This window comes from Candidatus Poriferisodalis sp. (assembly GCF_965214215.1).
In the GTDB taxonomy this organism is placed as follows: Bacteria; Actinomycetota; Acidimicrobiia; order Acidimicrobiales; family Poriferisodalaceae; genus Poriferisodalis.
In genome coordinates this window covers 1,400,855-1,416,733 of sequence record NZ_CBDCBD010000003.1, presented here as the reverse complement: position 1 = coordinate 1,416,733, position 15,879 = coordinate 1,400,855, and the positions used below count along the sequence as shown (strand labels likewise).

Genomic DNA, 15,879 nt, shown 5'->3' with positions numbered 1-15,879 from the left:
CTCAGTCAGCCAGCAACCTGCGATTGGCTCGCGCCCGGTTGCCGCGAAACATTCCGACGATCTCGGCTGCGTCCGGGGCACCCAAGGAGCTGGCATCAACCAGGGGCATGGCAACGAGATCGGGCCGCTCAGCCAGGGCGGACATGACGGCATCGACGTCGGCCGCATCGGTTCGCCCCACCTGCAAGTCCAGCACAACGCCTCTTACTCCAGATTGCTGAGCTTCAACCATCGGAGCAGTCTGGTATGCCAAATCCGTCAACGCGCCAGCAGTCATACGGCCGTGGTCGTCGAGCACGGCTTCGAGATGCGTCAAGAACGCACTAGCCCGAGTCGAAATCTCCGACGAAGCACTGCCGGAACTCAACACCGCCTCCTCTACATCTGCGGAGAGATAACTGGTGCTGCGCTTGATCAATCCGTCAGCGACGAGCCGGTCCTCGACCCTGCGCAGCGATTGGCAATACGGGCCGTAGTGCCACCAGCGCCACAAGATGCCCGAACGGGCCCGCCCATCCGTCGCGACCGATCTAAGGTCCGCCAGATACAGCAGCTTGACCACCATGGTGCGCGTCATGCGCAACCGTCGGCCGTCTGCGGACTCCAGCAGGGCACGTATCGAGACGCTCGCACAATCCTCATCGGTAGCGAGCAGCACCACATCGCCAGTGTATGCAGCATGCTGAGTTCCGGCCATCAGGTCCGAGCAAGCGAGGCCGCCAATCGCTCTTGCGTGGCCGTCCTGAGCTTCTGCACGATCACCATGTCGCGTCGCGGTCATCGACTCTCCTCCTCTGGCAGCGACTCGAACGTACGCCGGGGATGTAACAATCACGCGGGTTGCGCAACTGGTGCTCGTCGCGGTTCGCAGGTCAGCGATGAGTCGTCCAGCGCTCGGCAATGACGTCAGCGAGCGGACCGTGGGCTAGATGCTGGGGTTGGCCGGGACGGCCAGCTCCAGGCGCGGCTCGGTGTCGATGCTGTGGAAGTTCTGGAGCCGTTCGATCGTCTCTGCGTAGCGCTCGCGCTTTGCGGCCTCACGCTGCGGGGCGCGCTCAGCGAACTCGGGCATGACTTCCAGGCGAACAGCTCCATCGACTCGCAGATGTCTTCGTGGCAGTTGCGACCCGCCTGGCTCACGAAGATCAGCTCGTCCACCCCGGCGTCCTCGTAGGCGCGCACGAAGTCGCGGATCTGGTCGGGCGTGCCGATGCAGCCCCGCAGTGAGTCCAGCCCGCCTTCCTCGATGCCAGTGTTGTCATCGGCGCGGGCTTCGTCGACCTGGGCATTCAGCTTCTCGAAGCCCATTTCGGCACGGTTCTGCTCGAACTCGGTCCAGATGTCGGTGCGACCCGGCGTGTGCGTGCCGAATTGGTAATAGTGCAGCAGCGAGTAGGCGAAGAAGTGGAAGCCGTCGAGACCACAACCACCATCATGAGTGCGAAACGCCTCTATGTCGGCGTGAGATGTAGTACCGCCGACAATCCGCTATTGAGCGACATCCTGGATGATCTTCTGAAGTTCCTCGACGGTGCGGGGCTCATCGACACCTATGTGGAGCATTTCGTGGCAGTTAGGGCACACCGGCACTAGATCGTTTACTGGATCAAGTTCATATCCAGATCCGTCTACCGCTCCGGAGAGGGGCACCTTATGATGGACGTGAATGTGGCCGGCACCAATTTGACCATACATATCTTCAAAGTCAAGCCCGCAGACTGCGCAACGCGCACCGTGCGCCCTTATGCAATGCTCTCTCGCTTTCTTGCTGCGCTCAAAACGATTTACGACCACTCGTTTTGACGCACCTTCGACTATCCGCCTCTCCGCGCCAGATCGCACTCCGGCCTCATTTGCCGGGAAATCAACATCGAGGCCCACGAGCCAGTCGTACCACGCTTCAAGCAGTGATTCCTGGTCCTCGACTCGGACCTCAGCTCCTGACGATTGCAGACTGTTCCATGCTGTGTTAGGAGCAACATTCACGACTACGTCGATCGGCATGCGGTCATCTACCGGAAGAATGGTCTGCCAGACAACATCGATATAACGAGCGATTCTGTCCGAGCCGTCCCAGTGCTCGTCCTCAAATATTTCGCTCTCCGCAGTCCCGAGTGCCACAATTCCTCTTTCCCGCTTAACCCGAAGCAGGAACATCTTATCGCCTATCGAAACACCTCCTTTGCGATGTACCGACCAGTCACGGACAAGCGAATTTTCTTCGCTGAAATCGTGTTGCAACATTTCGAACTCATGGTCGTCGACACTCGACGAGTCGGGGTTCCACAACAAGACAAACATTTCAATTCTCCGGGCATGGCCGCGCCGGGCGGACCACACTTGAATTCAACGCATGGTCGCTTCTGGCCACAATCCCGGCTCTCGCCGCCGGGGGCGCGGTTCGGTCGTGCTCCGACATCGACTATGTCCTACTCAGCCGGCGGCGGAGATGCTGGCGAAGGCGGCATCCACGATGCGGCCGCCGCGCGGGTCGCCGGTGATGGCGGCATCCATCCGGTTCATCACGTAGGCCACCGACGCTCGCACGTCGAAATCGACCACGGCAATCGAGCCGCCCCAGCCGCCCCAGAACATGTGATTCGGATTGGGGCTGGTGACCCAGCCGTCGAGCTCGCGGGCGAAGCCCAGACCATGCCGGAGCCGCAGCAGAAGCACATCGTCGATGTTGTCGATCTGTTCTTCGAGAGCCTTGCGCGCCCCGGCATAGGACATGATGCGCACGCCGTCCACGTCTCCCCCGCATGCGAGCATGGAATGGATCCGTGCAATGGACCGTGCGTTGCCGAAGCCGCCGGCGGCGGGGATCTCGGCTGCTCGCCACGCCCGTGTCCGAGGCTCAGTGGCGTTGAGCAGGCAGCTGGTCATCGTGCGGATGCAAGTCGAGTCGGGGCCGACCGGCACACCGTTCAGCTCCGGCATCGGCGGTGGCGGTGGGGGGATCAGGTCGCTCACCCGGCGATCCTCGGAGGCGGGCAGGCTCATCCAGAAATCAGCGCCCAGCGGCTCTGCGATTTCCTCACGAAACCAGTCGGCCATGCGCCTTCCGGTGATGCGGTAGAGGATCTCGCCTTCGAGGTTGCCTTGGGTGACTGCGTGATAGGCCGATTTGGTGCCTGGCTCAAACCACAGTTCCTGGGCCGCGAGCCGTTCGGCGATGACGTCGAGGTCGTACAGGTCCTCCGCCGAGACTGCCGGCACGAAACCGGGGAGCCCGGCGGTGTGGGACATGACGTGGCACACCAGCACGCCGTCCTTGCCGTTCTGAGCGAACTCTGGCCAGTACTCGCACACGGGCGCGTCGAAATCCAGCTGGCCGCGGTCGGCCAAGGCCAGCATGCAGGTCGCCGCCATGGTCTTGGTGGTGGAGTACACGTTGACGATCGTGTCGCGATCCCACGAGGCGCTCTGCGGGTCGGCATCGCCGGCCCAGATGTCCACGACGGATTCGCCGTCGACGGTGACCGCCGCTGCGGCGCCAACCTCGAGGCCTTCGGCGAAGTTCTGTTCGAAGGCGTCGCGGACTGCCTCAAAGCCTTCCTTGCATGTCCCGCTGACTTCCATGACCAGTCCTCTCTGCCGTGCCGGACCCTCCGGCCGCCGATTCGACGTTCATCATTGCAGCCGCGACATCGCGCGAACGGAAAGCGGGACCGTCGGTCCGCTCGCCGGCAGAGGTCGGCGCGTGCGCTGTTTGACGACTCGGCCGACGGGTATCGGGACGAGGCCGTCACCGACGCCTACCTTGGTTCCGAGGTCCACACATGAGCCCAACCGCATGAGCACAGCCGAGGCCGCAGTCCCCGAAGGCACCGCTGTCGCAACCCGTGCGCTGGATGTTCGGAATCTGGTGGCCGGCTGGGGCGGCGTGCCGGCCGTACGCGACCTGTCGCTCCATGTCAACCCGGGAGAGGTAGTGGCGCTGCTCGGACCCAACGGCGCGGGCAAGACGACCACGCTGCTGACCATCGCGGGTGTCCTACGGCCCATCGACGGCGAGATCGACGTGCTGGGCAAGCCCCTCGGCGGCGCCAGCGCGCACCAGGTGGCCCGTCGAGGCGCAGCGCTGCTGCCCGAGGACCGCGGCATCTTCTTCCAGCTCAGCGTTGCGGAGAACCTGCGCCTTCACCGGCACCGCCGCAGCGAGGTCACCGAGGACGACATCATCGGCTGGTTTCCCGCCCTCTCCGAACTCCTGGACCGTCGAACCGGATTGCTCTCGGGCGGCGAGCAGCAAATGCTGGCCTTGGGCTGCAAGCTCATCGCCGATCCGAAGCTCCTGATGGTGGACGAGATGAGCCTCGGCTTGGCGCCGATCATCGTGGAGCGCCTGCTGCCGGTGGTGCGCCGCATCGCCGACGAGACTGGCACGGCTGTCCTGTTGGTGGAACAGCACGTGCACGCCGCGCTCGCCATCACCGACCGGGCCTACGTGCTCAATCACGGCGAGCTGGCGCTGTCGGGCACGGCGGAGGAACTGGCGCAACGGCCCGAGGTGCTCGAGGCCAGCTATCTCGGTGAGCGAACCCTGGACCACGAGTAGCGTCGAAGCCCCGTGTTGCTTCTCCTGCCTCGACTCTTCGCAGTCCTCTGCGCTTTCAGTCTCGTCGCAGCCGCATGCGGCGGCTCTGACGACGCCAGCGACACCGACGAGCCTGTGGCCACCACGGCACCCGCGGCGACCGGCGACTCGGAAGCCGACGACGATGCCGGCGACGGCTCGGCATCTGACGGCGATGACGCAGCCGGCGGCGATGACCCCTCAAGCGCCAGCGCTGCCATCGACCGCGCCGGCGAGGTCATCCGGGTCGGCTACGTCAACAACGAGGGCGGCAATATCTCCCTGCCGGAGATGCGCATCGGCGGCGAGGTAGCCATCGACGTCATCAATCGGAACGGCGGTATCCACGGCGCCGTCATCGAGCCGGTCGTGTGCCTCTCCGACGGCACGCCCGAGAGCGCCATCAACTGCGCCATCAAGCTGATCGAGGAAGACGTCGTCATGGCCTACATGGGCGTCGAGCTGAGCTCAGAAGCCGCACTCGGGCTGTGGGTCGACGCAGGCATTCCCTACGTCTCGTCTCACTCGTGGGGCCCCACCGAGCGCAACAGCCCCGGCGCGTTCCTGCTTCACGTCGCGACCGGCGCTTTTGCCGTCGGCCCGGCCAAGACCTTCAAGGAGCTCGGCATCGACCACATCGCCGTGGTCATCCAGGATTCGTCCACCGCCCTGGACTTCATGGACAACATCATCGCCCCGGTGCTTGAACACCACGGCATCAACATGTCGCGCATCGTGGTTGATATCGCTGCGCCCGACTGGACTGCCGCGATTGCAGCCGCCCAGTCCGCCGGCGTTGACGGCATGATGGGCCAGCTCGACGAGTTCGGCTGCATCGGCATGGTCGGCTCTGCGGCCGCCAGCGGCTTCGACAAGCCGATCTTCGCCGGGTCGTGCTCTCTGTACATCGACGTGCTCGGGCCTGCTGCTTTGGGCACCTACACCCAAGGCGACCAGTGGGTGCCGTGGGTTGCCGAGTTCGCGCCTCCCGAGATTCAAGAACGCCTCGCGGCGTACGCGCAGGACATGACCGCGGCAGGTCATGAACAGCTCATCGAAGGATTCGCCGTGGCACCCTACGGGGCGTGGCGCGAGATCGAGTTTGTCCTCGAGACGATCGAGGGACCCATCTCCGCCGAGTCGATAACCAATGCATTCGCAAACTCCGGCGAGACGCCCGGCTGGTTCGGGCCCAACCTGCGATGCGGGCAAGCGCCGTGGCCGCCGGAGTCGTCGCACTGCATGTCGCACATCATGGTGTGGCAAGTCGTCGAAGCCGAAGACGGCACGCTTCGCCGGGTCGTGGTCGGCGACGGGCCCTTCGACGCCTACGAACTCAGCGGTTTGTAGCGACCACCATCCACACAACCGCCGGCTCATCCGCGAGCATTCCCAGATGAGTGACCGGCCGGTCTGAGGTGGACCAGTACCTCCTCTTCGCGATCGTCGGCCTGGGATTCGGCTGCATATACGCGGCGCTGTCGATGGGCTTGGTCATCACCTACCGCGGCACCGGCATCATCAACTTCGCCACCGGGGCCATGGCGATGTGGGGGGCCTACGTCTACGACGAGCTCAGCCGCACCGGCGATCTCGTGCTGCCAGTGGTGGTCCTTCCCAACCGGATCGGCCTCGGCGGCAGCTCAGGCACGGTGGCATTCGCGGTGGCGATCATCCTCGCCGTGCTGTCGTGCAGCCTCGTCGGTCTGATGGTGCACTTCCTCGTCTTCCGGCCGCTTCGACGCGCTCCGATCCTGGCCCGCGTCGTGGCGTCGGTGGGCGTACTGCTCGTGATCCAAGCCATGATCGTGATGCACTTCACCAGCACGGCCCGTGTCGTGGCGCCGATCCTGCCGAACGAGCCGGTGAGCTTCGCCGGCATCAGCTTCTCGCGCGACCGCCTGTGGCTCAGCGCTGTCGTGCTCGCGACTGCCGTGGTGGCGTGGGCATGGTTCCGCTTCACGCGACTGGGGCTCGCCACCCGGGCGTCCGCCGAGAACGAGCGGGCGGTCAGCCTGGCCCGCTACTCGCCGCAGATGCTGGCGGGCTCGACGTGGGTGCTGTCGAGCACCGCCGTCGGCTTCATCGTCATCCTGACCTCGCCGATCGTCACCTTGAGCCCGTTGACCTACATCCTCGCGATCGTGCCCGCGCTGGCCGCCGCGGTCATCGGTCGCTTGCTGTCCATCGCTGTCAGCGTGGCGGCAGGGTTCGGCCTCGGCATCTTCCAGTCGATCGTCGTGTACCAGACCACCAACCCGTGGTGGCCCGACTGGGCCATCACCGGAATCTCCCATGCGCTGCCGTTCGGCGTCATCGTGATCGCCCTGTTCGGCTTGGGTCACACGCTGCCGTCCCGCGGCGCTGTCGAAGCCGACGCCCTGCCCGAGGTGGTGAGGCCGAAGATGCGCCCCGGTGTTGTCACAGCCGTCGTGGTGGTCGCAATCGTGCTGACCGTGGTGACCCAAGGCAGTTATCGCATCGGGATCATCACCAGCATGGTCATGACCATCGTCATGCTGTCGCTGGTGGTGCTGACCGGGCTTGTCGGCCAGATCTCACTGGCGCAGGCCGCAATTGCGGGAGCGTCAGGCTTTGCGCTCAGCAAGCTGGGCGACTCCCTCGGCGTCCCATTTCCCATCTCCCTGCTGCTGGCGGCACTCATCGCTACCAGCTTCGGCCTCGTGGTGGGAATCTCCGCCCTGCGCATCCGCGGCGCGCAACTTGCCGTGGTCACCCTGGCGGGTGCCGTCGCGCTCGAGGAATTCGTCTTCCGCAACACCGCCATCACCGGCCTGTATGGCAACCCGATCTCAGGGCCGTCGCTCTTCGGTGTCGACCTTTCCATCCGCGAAGGCAGGAATTTCGCGCGCATGGAATTCGGGCTCTTGGTGGTGGGGGTGGTGACCGTGTGCGCGATCGCCGTGGGCAACCTTGCGCGCAGCGCGACGGGGCGCCGGTTCCTGGCCGTGCGCTCGAACGAGCGGGCCGGGGCGTCGATCGGCATCTCGGTGGCAAAGACCAAGATGCTGGCGTTCGGGATCGCGTCGTTCCTCGCCGGCATCGGCGGTGCGTTCATCGGCTACAGCCGGGGCCAGCTGTCCGCGGAGAGCTTTGCCGTGCTGATCGGCTTGAGTTTCCTGGCGCTGGCGTACCTGTGCGGCATTACGAGCGTGGCCGGCGCGATCATCGCCGGGCTGTTCGCGCCGCTCGGCATCGTGTACATCACCGCCGACCGGATCGCCACACTCGGCCGCTGGTACCAGTTCGCCGCTGGCGTGGCACTCGTTGTGACCGCCATCTTCTTTCCCGAGGGCCTTGCCGGCGCCTACCGACAGAACCTCGCACGGTTCAAGGCAGTTCGGGCGCGCAGGCGCGCCAGAGCAGCGGCCCGCGGAGGCGAACTCAAGGCCGTGTTCGGCGCCGACGCCACAGAGTCTCCGGGCGAGATCCCAGCATCATCGAGCTACCGGCGCAAGGTGCGCCCTCGGAGCTTTGACGATGCGCCCGTCGTGCTGGACGTCACGGACCTCACGGTTCGATTCGGCGGGCTGAAGGCAGTGGACGGGGCATCGCTGCGAGTCCGCGAGGGCGAGATCGTCGGGCTGATCGGGCCGAACGGCGCCGGCAAGACGACATTCGTCGATGCCCTTACGGGGTTCGTGCCATCGCGAGGGCAGGTCACCTTCTGCGGGACGCCGCTCACCAGCGAAGCCCCCCATGAACGCGCCCGGCTGGGCTTAACGCGCACTTGGCAGTCGCTCGAGCTGTTCGACGACCTGACCGTGCGAGAGAACGTGCAGGTTGCCGCCGAGCGTTCCTCGTTCCGCTCAGTTCTCGCCGACTTTGTGGTGCCGACGCGACCTGCGCAAGAGTCGCGGGCGGATGCCGCGATGGCGCTGGTCGGGCTGGACCACGACACTGAGGTGAAGCCGACAAGCCTGCCGCTCGGCAGCCAGAAGCTGGTCGGCGTGGCGCGGGCACTTGCGCCGGCACCGCGCGTGATGCTCGCCGATGAGCCTGCCGCCGGCCTGACGACACCCGAGAGCATCGCGTTGGGCGTCCGGCTGCTGGATGTGGCCTCGGAGGGCGTGTCGATCTTGCTGATCGACCACGACATGGGCCTCGTGCTCGAGGTGTGCGACTACATCTACGTGCTCGAATTCGGCCGGGTCATCGCGCAGGGCACGGCAGCCGAGATCCGCGTCAACGAGACCGTGGTGAACGCATACCTCGGCTCAAGCGCCCACGTCTGAGCACCCCTCAAGCTCGACGGCGCAGACGGCGATGTCTCCATGCGGGAGGCAGCATCTGTGCTCTAGCGCTGGGCGCCCGCAGCCCTGATTGCTGCATGGACCCGGGCGGGGCTGAGGGGCAGATCGTCGATGGTGACGCCGAGCGGGGCGAGCGCATCGCAGACCGCGTTCGCGATGGCGGCGTAGGGACCGAGCGTGCCGCCTTCGCCCACGCCACGGATCTGGTTCAGGTTGTGGGCAGGATCGGCGATGTGGCCGAGCTCGATCGGCGGCACGCGATCCGATGAGATCGCCAGGTAATCCATGAAGGTGCCCGACTGCAGCTGCCCGTTGTCGTCGTACACCAAGTGCTCGTACAGCGCCCCGCCCACACCTTGGGCGATCGCGCCCTGCACTTGACCGTCCACGATCATGGGGTTGATCGCACGCCCGGTGTCTTCCACGCAAACGATCCGCTGCACGTCCACCTCGCCGGTGTCGGGGTCCACCTCGACGACGGCCGCCTGGGCACCCGCGGCAAACGTGCCGGTGATCGGATCGTAGAAGCGGGTCGCCTCCAGTCCCGGCTCCGTGCCGGGCGGCAGGCGTTGCGGTTCGAAGTAGGCAACAGCAGCGACCTCTGACAGCGACACGCCGACAGCAGGCGCGTCGGCGGTGTGAATGAACCTGTCGTCGATGCTCAGCCACTCCGGCTCGGCTTCCAGCAGATGCGCGGCGATGACGAGCGCCTTGGCCCGCACCGTGCGTGCTGCGAGCGTGGCCGCTCCCGAGCCGATGACGCCTTGACGGCTGGCGAAGGCCCCCAGCCCGAAGGAGAGCCGGTCGGTGTCACCCATCTCCACAGATACGTCATCGACGCTGACGCCCAACTCGGCTGCCACCACTTGGGCCATCGTGGTCTCGAGGCCTTGGCCCTGGGAGGTCGCTCCCATCGCTGCGGTAACGGCACCGGTGGGGTCGATGCGCACGCTGGCCGATTCGTGCCCGGTGCGAAACGGCAGCCGCGGACCCGCCGAGGCCTTCTGTCCCAGGCCGGTCAGCTCGTTGTAGCAAGCGAATCCGATCCCGATCAGCCGTCCATCGCCGCCGGGCGCGCCAGATGCCTTCTGCAACGTGCGAAAGTCCTCGTAGCCGACGCGTTCGACCACTCCTTCGAGACAGTCGAGATAGGTGCGCGAGTCGTGCACCAAGCGGGTGGGTGCGGTGTACGGCAGGTCCGCGGGCGCCACCAGGTTCTTGCGGCGGATGTCGAGCGGATCGATGTCCAGCGCCGCCGCAGCGTCGTCGAGCAGGCGTTCCATCACGAACACCGTGGCGGGCCTCGCCACCCCGCGATAGGGGCCTGTCGGCGCGGTGTTCGTGGCAACGCCTTTCACGTCGCAGCGGTAGTGGCCGAGCTTGTAGGGCCCGGTCAGCAGCCCGCCTGCCATCAGCGGTTCGATGCCTGCTGTCCAGGGCGGCGCGCTGTATGCGCCCACGTTGGCGTGCAGCGCGGCATCGACCGCTATGAGCGTCCCGTCGGCGTCGAAGCCAGCCCGCGCGGTGTAGTGATGGTCGCGGGCGTGCAGTGCTGTCAGCAGATGCTCCGAGCGGGTCTCGACCCAGCCAACGGGCTGGCCGAGCCGCCGAGCGAGCTGGCTCACCACGGCGTCCTCGGGATACAGCACCGCCTTGATGCCGAAGCCGCCGCCCACGTCGCCGACCAGCAACTGCACCGCGCCGTCGGGCACCCCCAACACCTTTGCGAGGCCGTTGCGGTGCAGATACGGGACCTGCGAGGTGGCATGCAAGGTGAGCTTGGTGCGGTCGCTGTTCCAGCGCGCCACCGCGCCCCGGCCCTCCATCGGCGTGCCGCCGTGACGGTTCGTGCGGTACTCCCGCTCGATCACCAGGTGCGCATCGGCGAGGGCCCCCTCGACGTCGCCGGCATCGAACAGGCGTGTGACGATGAGGTTGTCAGGAGCCATGTCGTGCACGGGATCGCTCGGATCCGCTGCGGCAGTGACGGCATCGACGTGGCAGGTCAGCTCGGCGTAGGTGACCTCGACCAGTTCGGCGGCATCCGTCGCCAAGGCTGCACTCGTGGCGACGACGGCGGCGACTGCCTCGCCCTGGTAACGGACTTTCTGCGCCGCCAGCACGGGCTGGGGCGTAGCGATGTGGGTTGGCAGTGCCGATTCGGCCACCAGTGCCATGTGCTCGAAGTCGGCGTCGTCTCCTGTGGCGATGTCGACCACGCCGGGGGCGGCGAACGCCGCTGAGGTGTCGATGCCCACGATGCGGGCATGTGCGACTGGACTGCGCACGAACGCCACCGCGAGCTGCCCGTCGTAGCGGATGTTCGCGATGTAGCTGCCGCGTCCCCGCAGCAGCCGGGGGTCTTCCCGCCGCGGGATCGGCTCGCCGAACGGGCCGCCTTCGGTCGGCGCTGTCTCGTCCAGCCGGAACGGCTCGTCTGCCACGCTGCTCTCTTTCCGACCGGCGTCCCGCCGGCACGCTGGCACGCACCGGAAAGACAGTTTGGCCGCCTAGACCATCGAGTAGCCGCCGTTGACCGAGACGGTTTGGCCGGTCGTCCAGCCCGACAGCGGCGAGGCCAGCAGCAGGACCATCGGCGGAACGTCATCGGGTGCGCCGACCCGTCGCAACGGATACATCTTGGCGATGCGCGCCATGCGCTCGTCGTCCGCATTGCCAGTGTGGTGGGCGAACCGCTCCGAGCGCACCAGCCCCAGCGACACCGTGTTGGCGCGGATCCCGTTGCGGCCGAACTCCTTCGCCACCGACTTCATCAAACCCATCGTCGACGCCCTTGTGGCGGCCACGCCCGCCAGGCGGCTCTCGCCGACCCGGCCGGAATCGCCCATGAGCGACACGATCGAGCCTTCGATGCCCACCTCGACCATGTGGCGCACGACAGCCTGCGTCATCCGCATGGTGCCCATGACGGTCACGTCAACCATGCGCTGCAGATCGTCGGCATGGATGTCGAGGAAGGGCCCGGTATCGGTGTATGCAGCGTTATTGACCAGCACGTCGATGCTGCCGAGCTGGCTGACCACCTCGCTGACGGTGCGCTCCACGTCGCCTCCGCTGGTGACGTCGCATCGGATCGCAAGTGCCGCGCGGCCGGCTTCCTGGGCAGCGGCAGCCCCCTTTTCCGCACCCTCGCTCGATGCGTTGTACGCGAAGGCCACGTTTGCGCCTTCGTCAGCAAACGCTTCGGCGATGGCCAGGCCGAGCCCCTGCCCTGCTCCAGTCACGAGGACGTTCTTTCCTGCCAGATGCAGATCCATCGCACACTCCGTTCCGTAGGCCCCGCCCACAGAGGGCACCGTCAGTCTGCCCCGAAGAGACCGTAAGCGCCCGTGCACTCCGATGCCGGACCATTGCGACGGCAAGAAACCGAGCCCCGCGCGGGACGTGAGCGCCCACGCGTTCCGGCGCCGGTCAATATGAAGGAGTTCATAGACAGGTTGACGGGTTGACGACCCAACTACTAGGCTTGCCCCGAGGCCGATACCCGAACCGCCGTCCTGAACCGCGAGGTGCCACACGCCAACCACCGCCAGCGGCGACGCACTCACCGATGCGCTGCGACAGCGTCTGTCCGTTGGCGAGAGTGTCCAAAGCGAACACGAGGCGCCGATGGTGATCGTCGCTCAGAGCTTCATCGACTCTCTCGCCCGACAATCGGGCCGCAAGTACACCACGGTGATCGATGACGAGACGGCGAGGCGGATGGGGCGCACCGCTGCCGAGCAGGTCATGGCGCTCGCAGCGTGGGATGCGGCCATCGGGGATCGCCTCGACACCACTCAAGTACGTGAACTGCTTGGCATCAGCCGGCAGGCGCTGGCAAAGCGGCAGCGCAGTGGCTCGCTCATCGCACTCGACGGGCAGCGCACGAGTTGGTACCCCGAGTGGCAGTTCGATCGCGAGCAGCGACGCGTCCGGCCGGTCGTCGCTGACATCATCGCAGCATTCTGCGAATACCTCGACGAGGTCGACCCCGTCCTCATCGCGGCATGGGCCACGACTCCCCAGCTTGACCTTGGCGATCGCACCCCCGCGCAGTGGATCGCAGACGCGAACGGTGACGAGCATCTGACTCGCGCCGCAAGGCGCGCGGCGGTCCGGCTCGCACAGTGACCGACTGGCACGATCCGCAGATGCTGCTTGAGGCGCTCGCACTCTTCGGCGAACCCGAAGCGACAGCCCATGCTCGCCTGAGGCAAGACAATCCGTCACCCATTCCTAGATCGCTCATCAATGACGGCCGGCAGTTCGGCATCGAAGTGCTGCCGAGGTGGGTCGGCGCATAGTTGAGCGCACGGCAGGAATGCAGGCGCCCCCCAAACCCGGTGCAGCCGATCTGCGGGGTACCGCTATGGTGGCGATCATGGGGTACGAGCCGGTGGAACACCACCCTGCCTTCGAGGAGTACTCCGAGACGGTGTACGAACTGGCAGAGGATGGCGTCGAGGTCATCCAGGCACGCATCGCCGAACGGCTGGAAGTCTCGCGCCCAGCAGTGTCGGAGATGATCCGGCGTATGCAGCGAGAGGGCCTCGTCAAGGTCGACGATGACGCCCACATCACCCTCACCGACGAGGGCCAGCAGATCGCCACGACCGTGGTCCGCCGCCACCGGCTGGCAGAGCGGTTTCTGACCGACATCTTGAAGCTGAACTGGGCAGACGCCCATCACGAGGCAGGCCGCTGGGAGCATGTGATCTCCCCCGTCGTGGAACGGGCAATGATGGACGTGCTCCACGATCCGAACACCTGCCCGCACGGCAACCCGATCCCCGGCTCCGATTACATCGCTCCCACCGATGCCAAGCCGCTCGCCGATGTCGGCACGGCCGGGAGCTTCACCGTGCAGCGCATTCCCGAGGAGCTCGAGTTCGAGCCTGGGCAGCTCGAGTTCCTGGAGCAATCAGGGCTCATGCCCGGACGCGCAGGGACGGTCATGTCGGTGTCACCCGACGGCACCGCCACCATCGAGATGGACGAGGGCACCGTGGGAGTCAGTGCGTACACCGCAGCGCGCATCCTCGTCACCGCCGGCAGCTAGGGCGCCGCGCTATTGGGTGCGCCCGCTGCGGAGGCGGCAGATCCCTCTGCTCCGGCGATCCAGCCGACGAGAGATGCGCACCTACCCGCATTTCTCACCGACATCATCGACACGTCGCGATGCCTCCAATATGGAACCGGTCGCAACGTCGCAGAGTCCCCTGCCGCCTCCGCGGCTACGGCATCTGTGTCGATCAGCGCTTGCGCGCAGTGCGTTAGCGACGCCTAACATTGGACATCAAGGTTGCGTGCGCCGCTCACTGGTGTGCGCCTGTGCCATTCCGGAGACCGCAGCTTCGATGATCGTCTGTCAATGCCTCGCCACCAATGAGGCGACTATCCGCCACCTTGCCGCCCAGGGCGTCGACTCCGTGGGCGACATCGGGCGGGCGTGCGGTGCGGGCACCGATTGCGGCAGCTGTCTCATGACGATTCGGGCGGTGCTGGATCAGAGCCGGGATGGCGCGCTTGAGGGGACGCACCACTCGGTGCGCTCAATCGCATTCGACCCGATCGCCGTCGGCGCATAGCGGCTGCGGAGCGGCGCCCTGCTCGCAGCGAACGCAGCGCACGCGTCGGTCATCGGCCGCGGTGTGTCTTCGCGCAGCCTGCGCGTAGGGTGGAACCATGCGAGGAACGCCCGAGGTCATCGAGTTTCTGAACGAAGCACTGACGGCCGAACTGACGGCTATCAACCAGTACTTCGCCGCTTCGAAAATCGCTGACAACTGGGGGTACGGACGCTTGGCGTCGCAGTACCACGAGGAGTCCATCGAAGAGATGCGAGACGCCGAGAAGCTCATCGAGCGCATCCTGCTGCTCGATGCGCTGCCCAATATGCAGCGCCTCGGGACCGTGATGATCGGCGAGACCGTGCCAGAACAGCTGGCGCTGGATCGCCAGCTCGAAGAGCACGCCATCGATCGCTACCGCAGCGGCGTCCGCCTGTGCCTCGACCACGGTGATGCGGGCACCCGGGAGCTTCTCGAGCATCTGCTGGTCGGCGAAGAAGAGCATCTCGACTGGATCGAAACCCAGCAGAGCATCATCGAAGACATCGGCGTCGAGCGCTACCTGCAATCACAGATCGGCGACGGCGACTAGCTCGACGACGGCCCACAGAACGGGAGAGGCCGCATGGGAGGGATCGACTGGGGTCTCCTCATCGCGTGCGTTGGCGGTGCCAGCTTCGCGGGCATTGCCGTCTATCACGCAGTCGCTGGCTACCTCTATGTCCGCTACTACGTCCGGCGGCGCACGACGGCGGAATCGTGGAAGCTGCAGCCTGAGCGCTACCTGACGCCCGAGCTTCACCGCCTCGCCATCTGGTCCGGCACCCGCAACATGACGCTGAGCGGCCTGCTGAGCGGAGTTCTTGTCTACGTCATCGCCAGCGGCAGCTTGGACACGCCCATCTACACCGACGTGGCGGGATGGGGCGGTTGGGCATACACCCTCGGCTCCACCGTCGTGTTGTTCTTGCTGACCGACTACATCGCCTACCTCGTGCACCGCACGCTGCACACGAGGTTCCTGTTCAGACACCTGCACCGTTTCCATCATCGGTTCGTCGCAACAACGCCCTACGTGACATTCGCACTGCACCCAGTGGAACTGCTGATCCTGCAAGCGGCCACATTGGCGCCGATGCTCGTCATCCCGTTCCACGCCGTGTCGATCGTCGGCGTCCTGCTGTACATCGTGGTGTTCAACATCGAGGGTCATTCCGGCGTCAAGCGGGTCTCGGCGCTGCCGTGGCAGCCGCCCTCCCAGTTCCACGACGACCATCACGCCCATTTCCATGTGAACTACGGACAGCATCTGATGATCTGGGATCGCGTTCACCGCACCTTGCGAAGGCACGGCAGGCGCTATGGCCCGGAGGTCTTCGGCGGGCGCGGCGAGCGAGACACCGGCGGTGCCGACGCGGGGCGCGAACTCGAATCGTTCATCAGCTACTGACAG

Annotated in this window: 15 protein-coding genes; 9 read left to right on the top strand and 6 right to left on the bottom strand. The window is 65.8% G+C overall.

What is annotated here, in order from left to right:
- Nucleotide 1: 1 nt before the first annotated feature.
- From ACOOF5_RS08880 to ACOOF5_RS08865, 4 genes are all read right to left on the bottom strand, one after another.
- Complete coding sequence (locus ACOOF5_RS08880) at nucleotides 2-661, bottom strand: hypothetical protein (protein WP_420438267.1); 660 nt, start codon at nucleotides 659-661, stop codon at nucleotides 2-4.
- A 264-nt stretch (nucleotides 662-925) separates the two neighbouring features.
- Nucleotides 926-1,072, bottom strand: coding sequence for a hypothetical protein (locus ACOOF5_RS08875; RefSeq protein WP_420438265.1), 147 nt, complete (start codon nucleotides 1,070-1,072; stop codon nucleotides 926-928).
- 416 nt (nucleotides 1,073-1,488) lie between these two features.
- Nucleotides 1,489-2,301, bottom strand: coding sequence for an HNH endonuclease (locus ACOOF5_RS08870; RefSeq protein ID WP_420438263.1), 813 nt, complete (start codon nucleotides 2,299-2,301; stop codon nucleotides 1,489-1,491).
- Nucleotides 2,302-2,433: 132 nt separating this feature from the next.
- Entirely contained in the window at nucleotides 2,434-3,582 is a 1,149-nt protein-coding gene (locus ACOOF5_RS08865; RefSeq protein ID WP_420438261.1) for a serine hydrolase domain-containing protein, read from the bottom strand.
- Between the two features lie 214 nt (nucleotides 3,583-3,796).
- Between ACOOF5_RS08865 and ACOOF5_RS08860 the strand changes: the two genes are divergently transcribed.
- Genes ACOOF5_RS08860 through ACOOF5_RS08850 form a run of 3 tightly spaced genes read left to right on the top strand, consistent with a single transcriptional unit; the run spans nucleotide 3,797 to nucleotide 8,835 of the window.
- Nucleotides 3,797-4,561: an ABC transporter ATP-binding protein gene (locus tag ACOOF5_RS08860; protein ID WP_420438259.1), complete on the top strand. Its 765-nt coding sequence runs from the start codon at nucleotides 3,797-3,799 to the stop codon at nucleotides 4,559-4,561.
- A 12-nt stretch (nucleotides 4,562-4,573) separates the two neighbouring features.
- The gene (locus ACOOF5_RS08855; RefSeq protein ID WP_420438257.1) at nucleotides 4,574-5,929 is read left to right on the top strand and encodes an ABC transporter substrate-binding protein; all 1,356 of its coding nucleotides are present in this window, start codon (nucleotides 4,574-4,576) and stop codon (nucleotides 5,927-5,929) included.
- A 50-nt stretch (nucleotides 5,930-5,979) separates the two neighbouring features.
- Nucleotides 5,980-8,835, top strand: coding sequence for an ABC transporter permease subunit (locus ACOOF5_RS08850; RefSeq protein WP_420438255.1), 2,856 nt, complete (start codon nucleotides 5,980-5,982; stop codon nucleotides 8,833-8,835).
- A gap of 62 nt (nucleotides 8,836-8,897) precedes the next feature.
- Here ACOOF5_RS08850 and ACOOF5_RS08845 read toward each other — a convergent pair whose 3' ends face one another.
- Both ACOOF5_RS08845 and ACOOF5_RS08840 read right to left on the bottom strand, forming a co-directional pair.
- Nucleotides 8,898-11,297 carry a xanthine dehydrogenase family protein molybdopterin-binding subunit gene (locus tag ACOOF5_RS08845; RefSeq protein WP_420438253.1) on the bottom strand — a complete coding sequence of 800 codons (2,400 nt, stop codon included), beginning with the start codon at nucleotides 11,295-11,297 and terminating at the stop codon, nucleotides 8,898-8,900.
- A gap of 66 nt (nucleotides 11,298-11,363) precedes the next feature.
- Nucleotides 11,364-12,131 (bottom strand): SDR family NAD(P)-dependent oxidoreductase, encoded by a 768-nt coding sequence (locus ACOOF5_RS08840; RefSeq protein ID WP_420438251.1) that lies wholly within the window; start codon nucleotides 12,129-12,131, stop codon nucleotides 11,364-11,366.
- 352 nt (nucleotides 12,132-12,483) lie between these two features.
- Here ACOOF5_RS08840 and ACOOF5_RS08835 point away from each other — a divergent pair, with 352 nt between their 5' ends.
- From ACOOF5_RS08835 to ACOOF5_RS08810, 6 genes are all read left to right on the top strand, one after another.
- Nucleotides 12,484-12,987 carry a hypothetical protein gene (locus ACOOF5_RS08835; RefSeq protein ID WP_420438249.1) on the top strand — a complete coding sequence of 168 codons (504 nt, stop codon included), beginning with the start codon at nucleotides 12,484-12,486 and terminating at the stop codon, nucleotides 12,985-12,987.
- On the top strand, nucleotides 12,984-13,160 hold the full coding sequence (locus ACOOF5_RS08830) for a hypothetical protein (RefSeq protein ID WP_420438247.1): 177 nt from the start codon (nucleotides 12,984-12,986) through the stop codon (nucleotides 13,158-13,160). The genes ACOOF5_RS08835 and ACOOF5_RS08830 overlap by 4 nt, the downstream gene beginning before the upstream one ends.
- Nucleotides 13,161-13,237: 77 nt before the next feature.
- Nucleotides 13,238-13,915 carry a metal-dependent transcriptional regulator gene (locus ACOOF5_RS08825; RefSeq protein ID WP_420438245.1) on the top strand — a complete coding sequence of 226 codons (678 nt, stop codon included), beginning with the start codon at nucleotides 13,238-13,240 and terminating at the stop codon, nucleotides 13,913-13,915.
- Nucleotides 13,916-14,162: 247 nt separating this feature from the next.
- Nucleotides 14,163-14,444 carry a (2Fe-2S)-binding protein gene (locus ACOOF5_RS08820; RefSeq protein WP_420438243.1) on the top strand — a complete coding sequence of 94 codons (282 nt, stop codon included), beginning with the start codon at nucleotides 14,163-14,165 and terminating at the stop codon, nucleotides 14,442-14,444.
- A gap of 97 nt (nucleotides 14,445-14,541) precedes the next feature.
- Nucleotides 14,542-15,018 (top strand): bacterioferritin, encoded by a 477-nt coding sequence (bfr, locus tag ACOOF5_RS08815; RefSeq protein ID WP_420438241.1) that lies wholly within the window; start codon nucleotides 14,542-14,544, stop codon nucleotides 15,016-15,018.
- Nucleotides 15,019-15,051: 33 nt separating this feature from the next.
- Nucleotides 15,052-15,876 (top strand): sterol desaturase family protein, encoded by an 825-nt coding sequence (locus ACOOF5_RS08810; protein ID WP_420438239.1) that lies wholly within the window; start codon nucleotides 15,052-15,054, stop codon nucleotides 15,874-15,876.
- The last annotated feature ends 3 nt before the right edge of the window (nucleotides 15,877-15,879 follow it).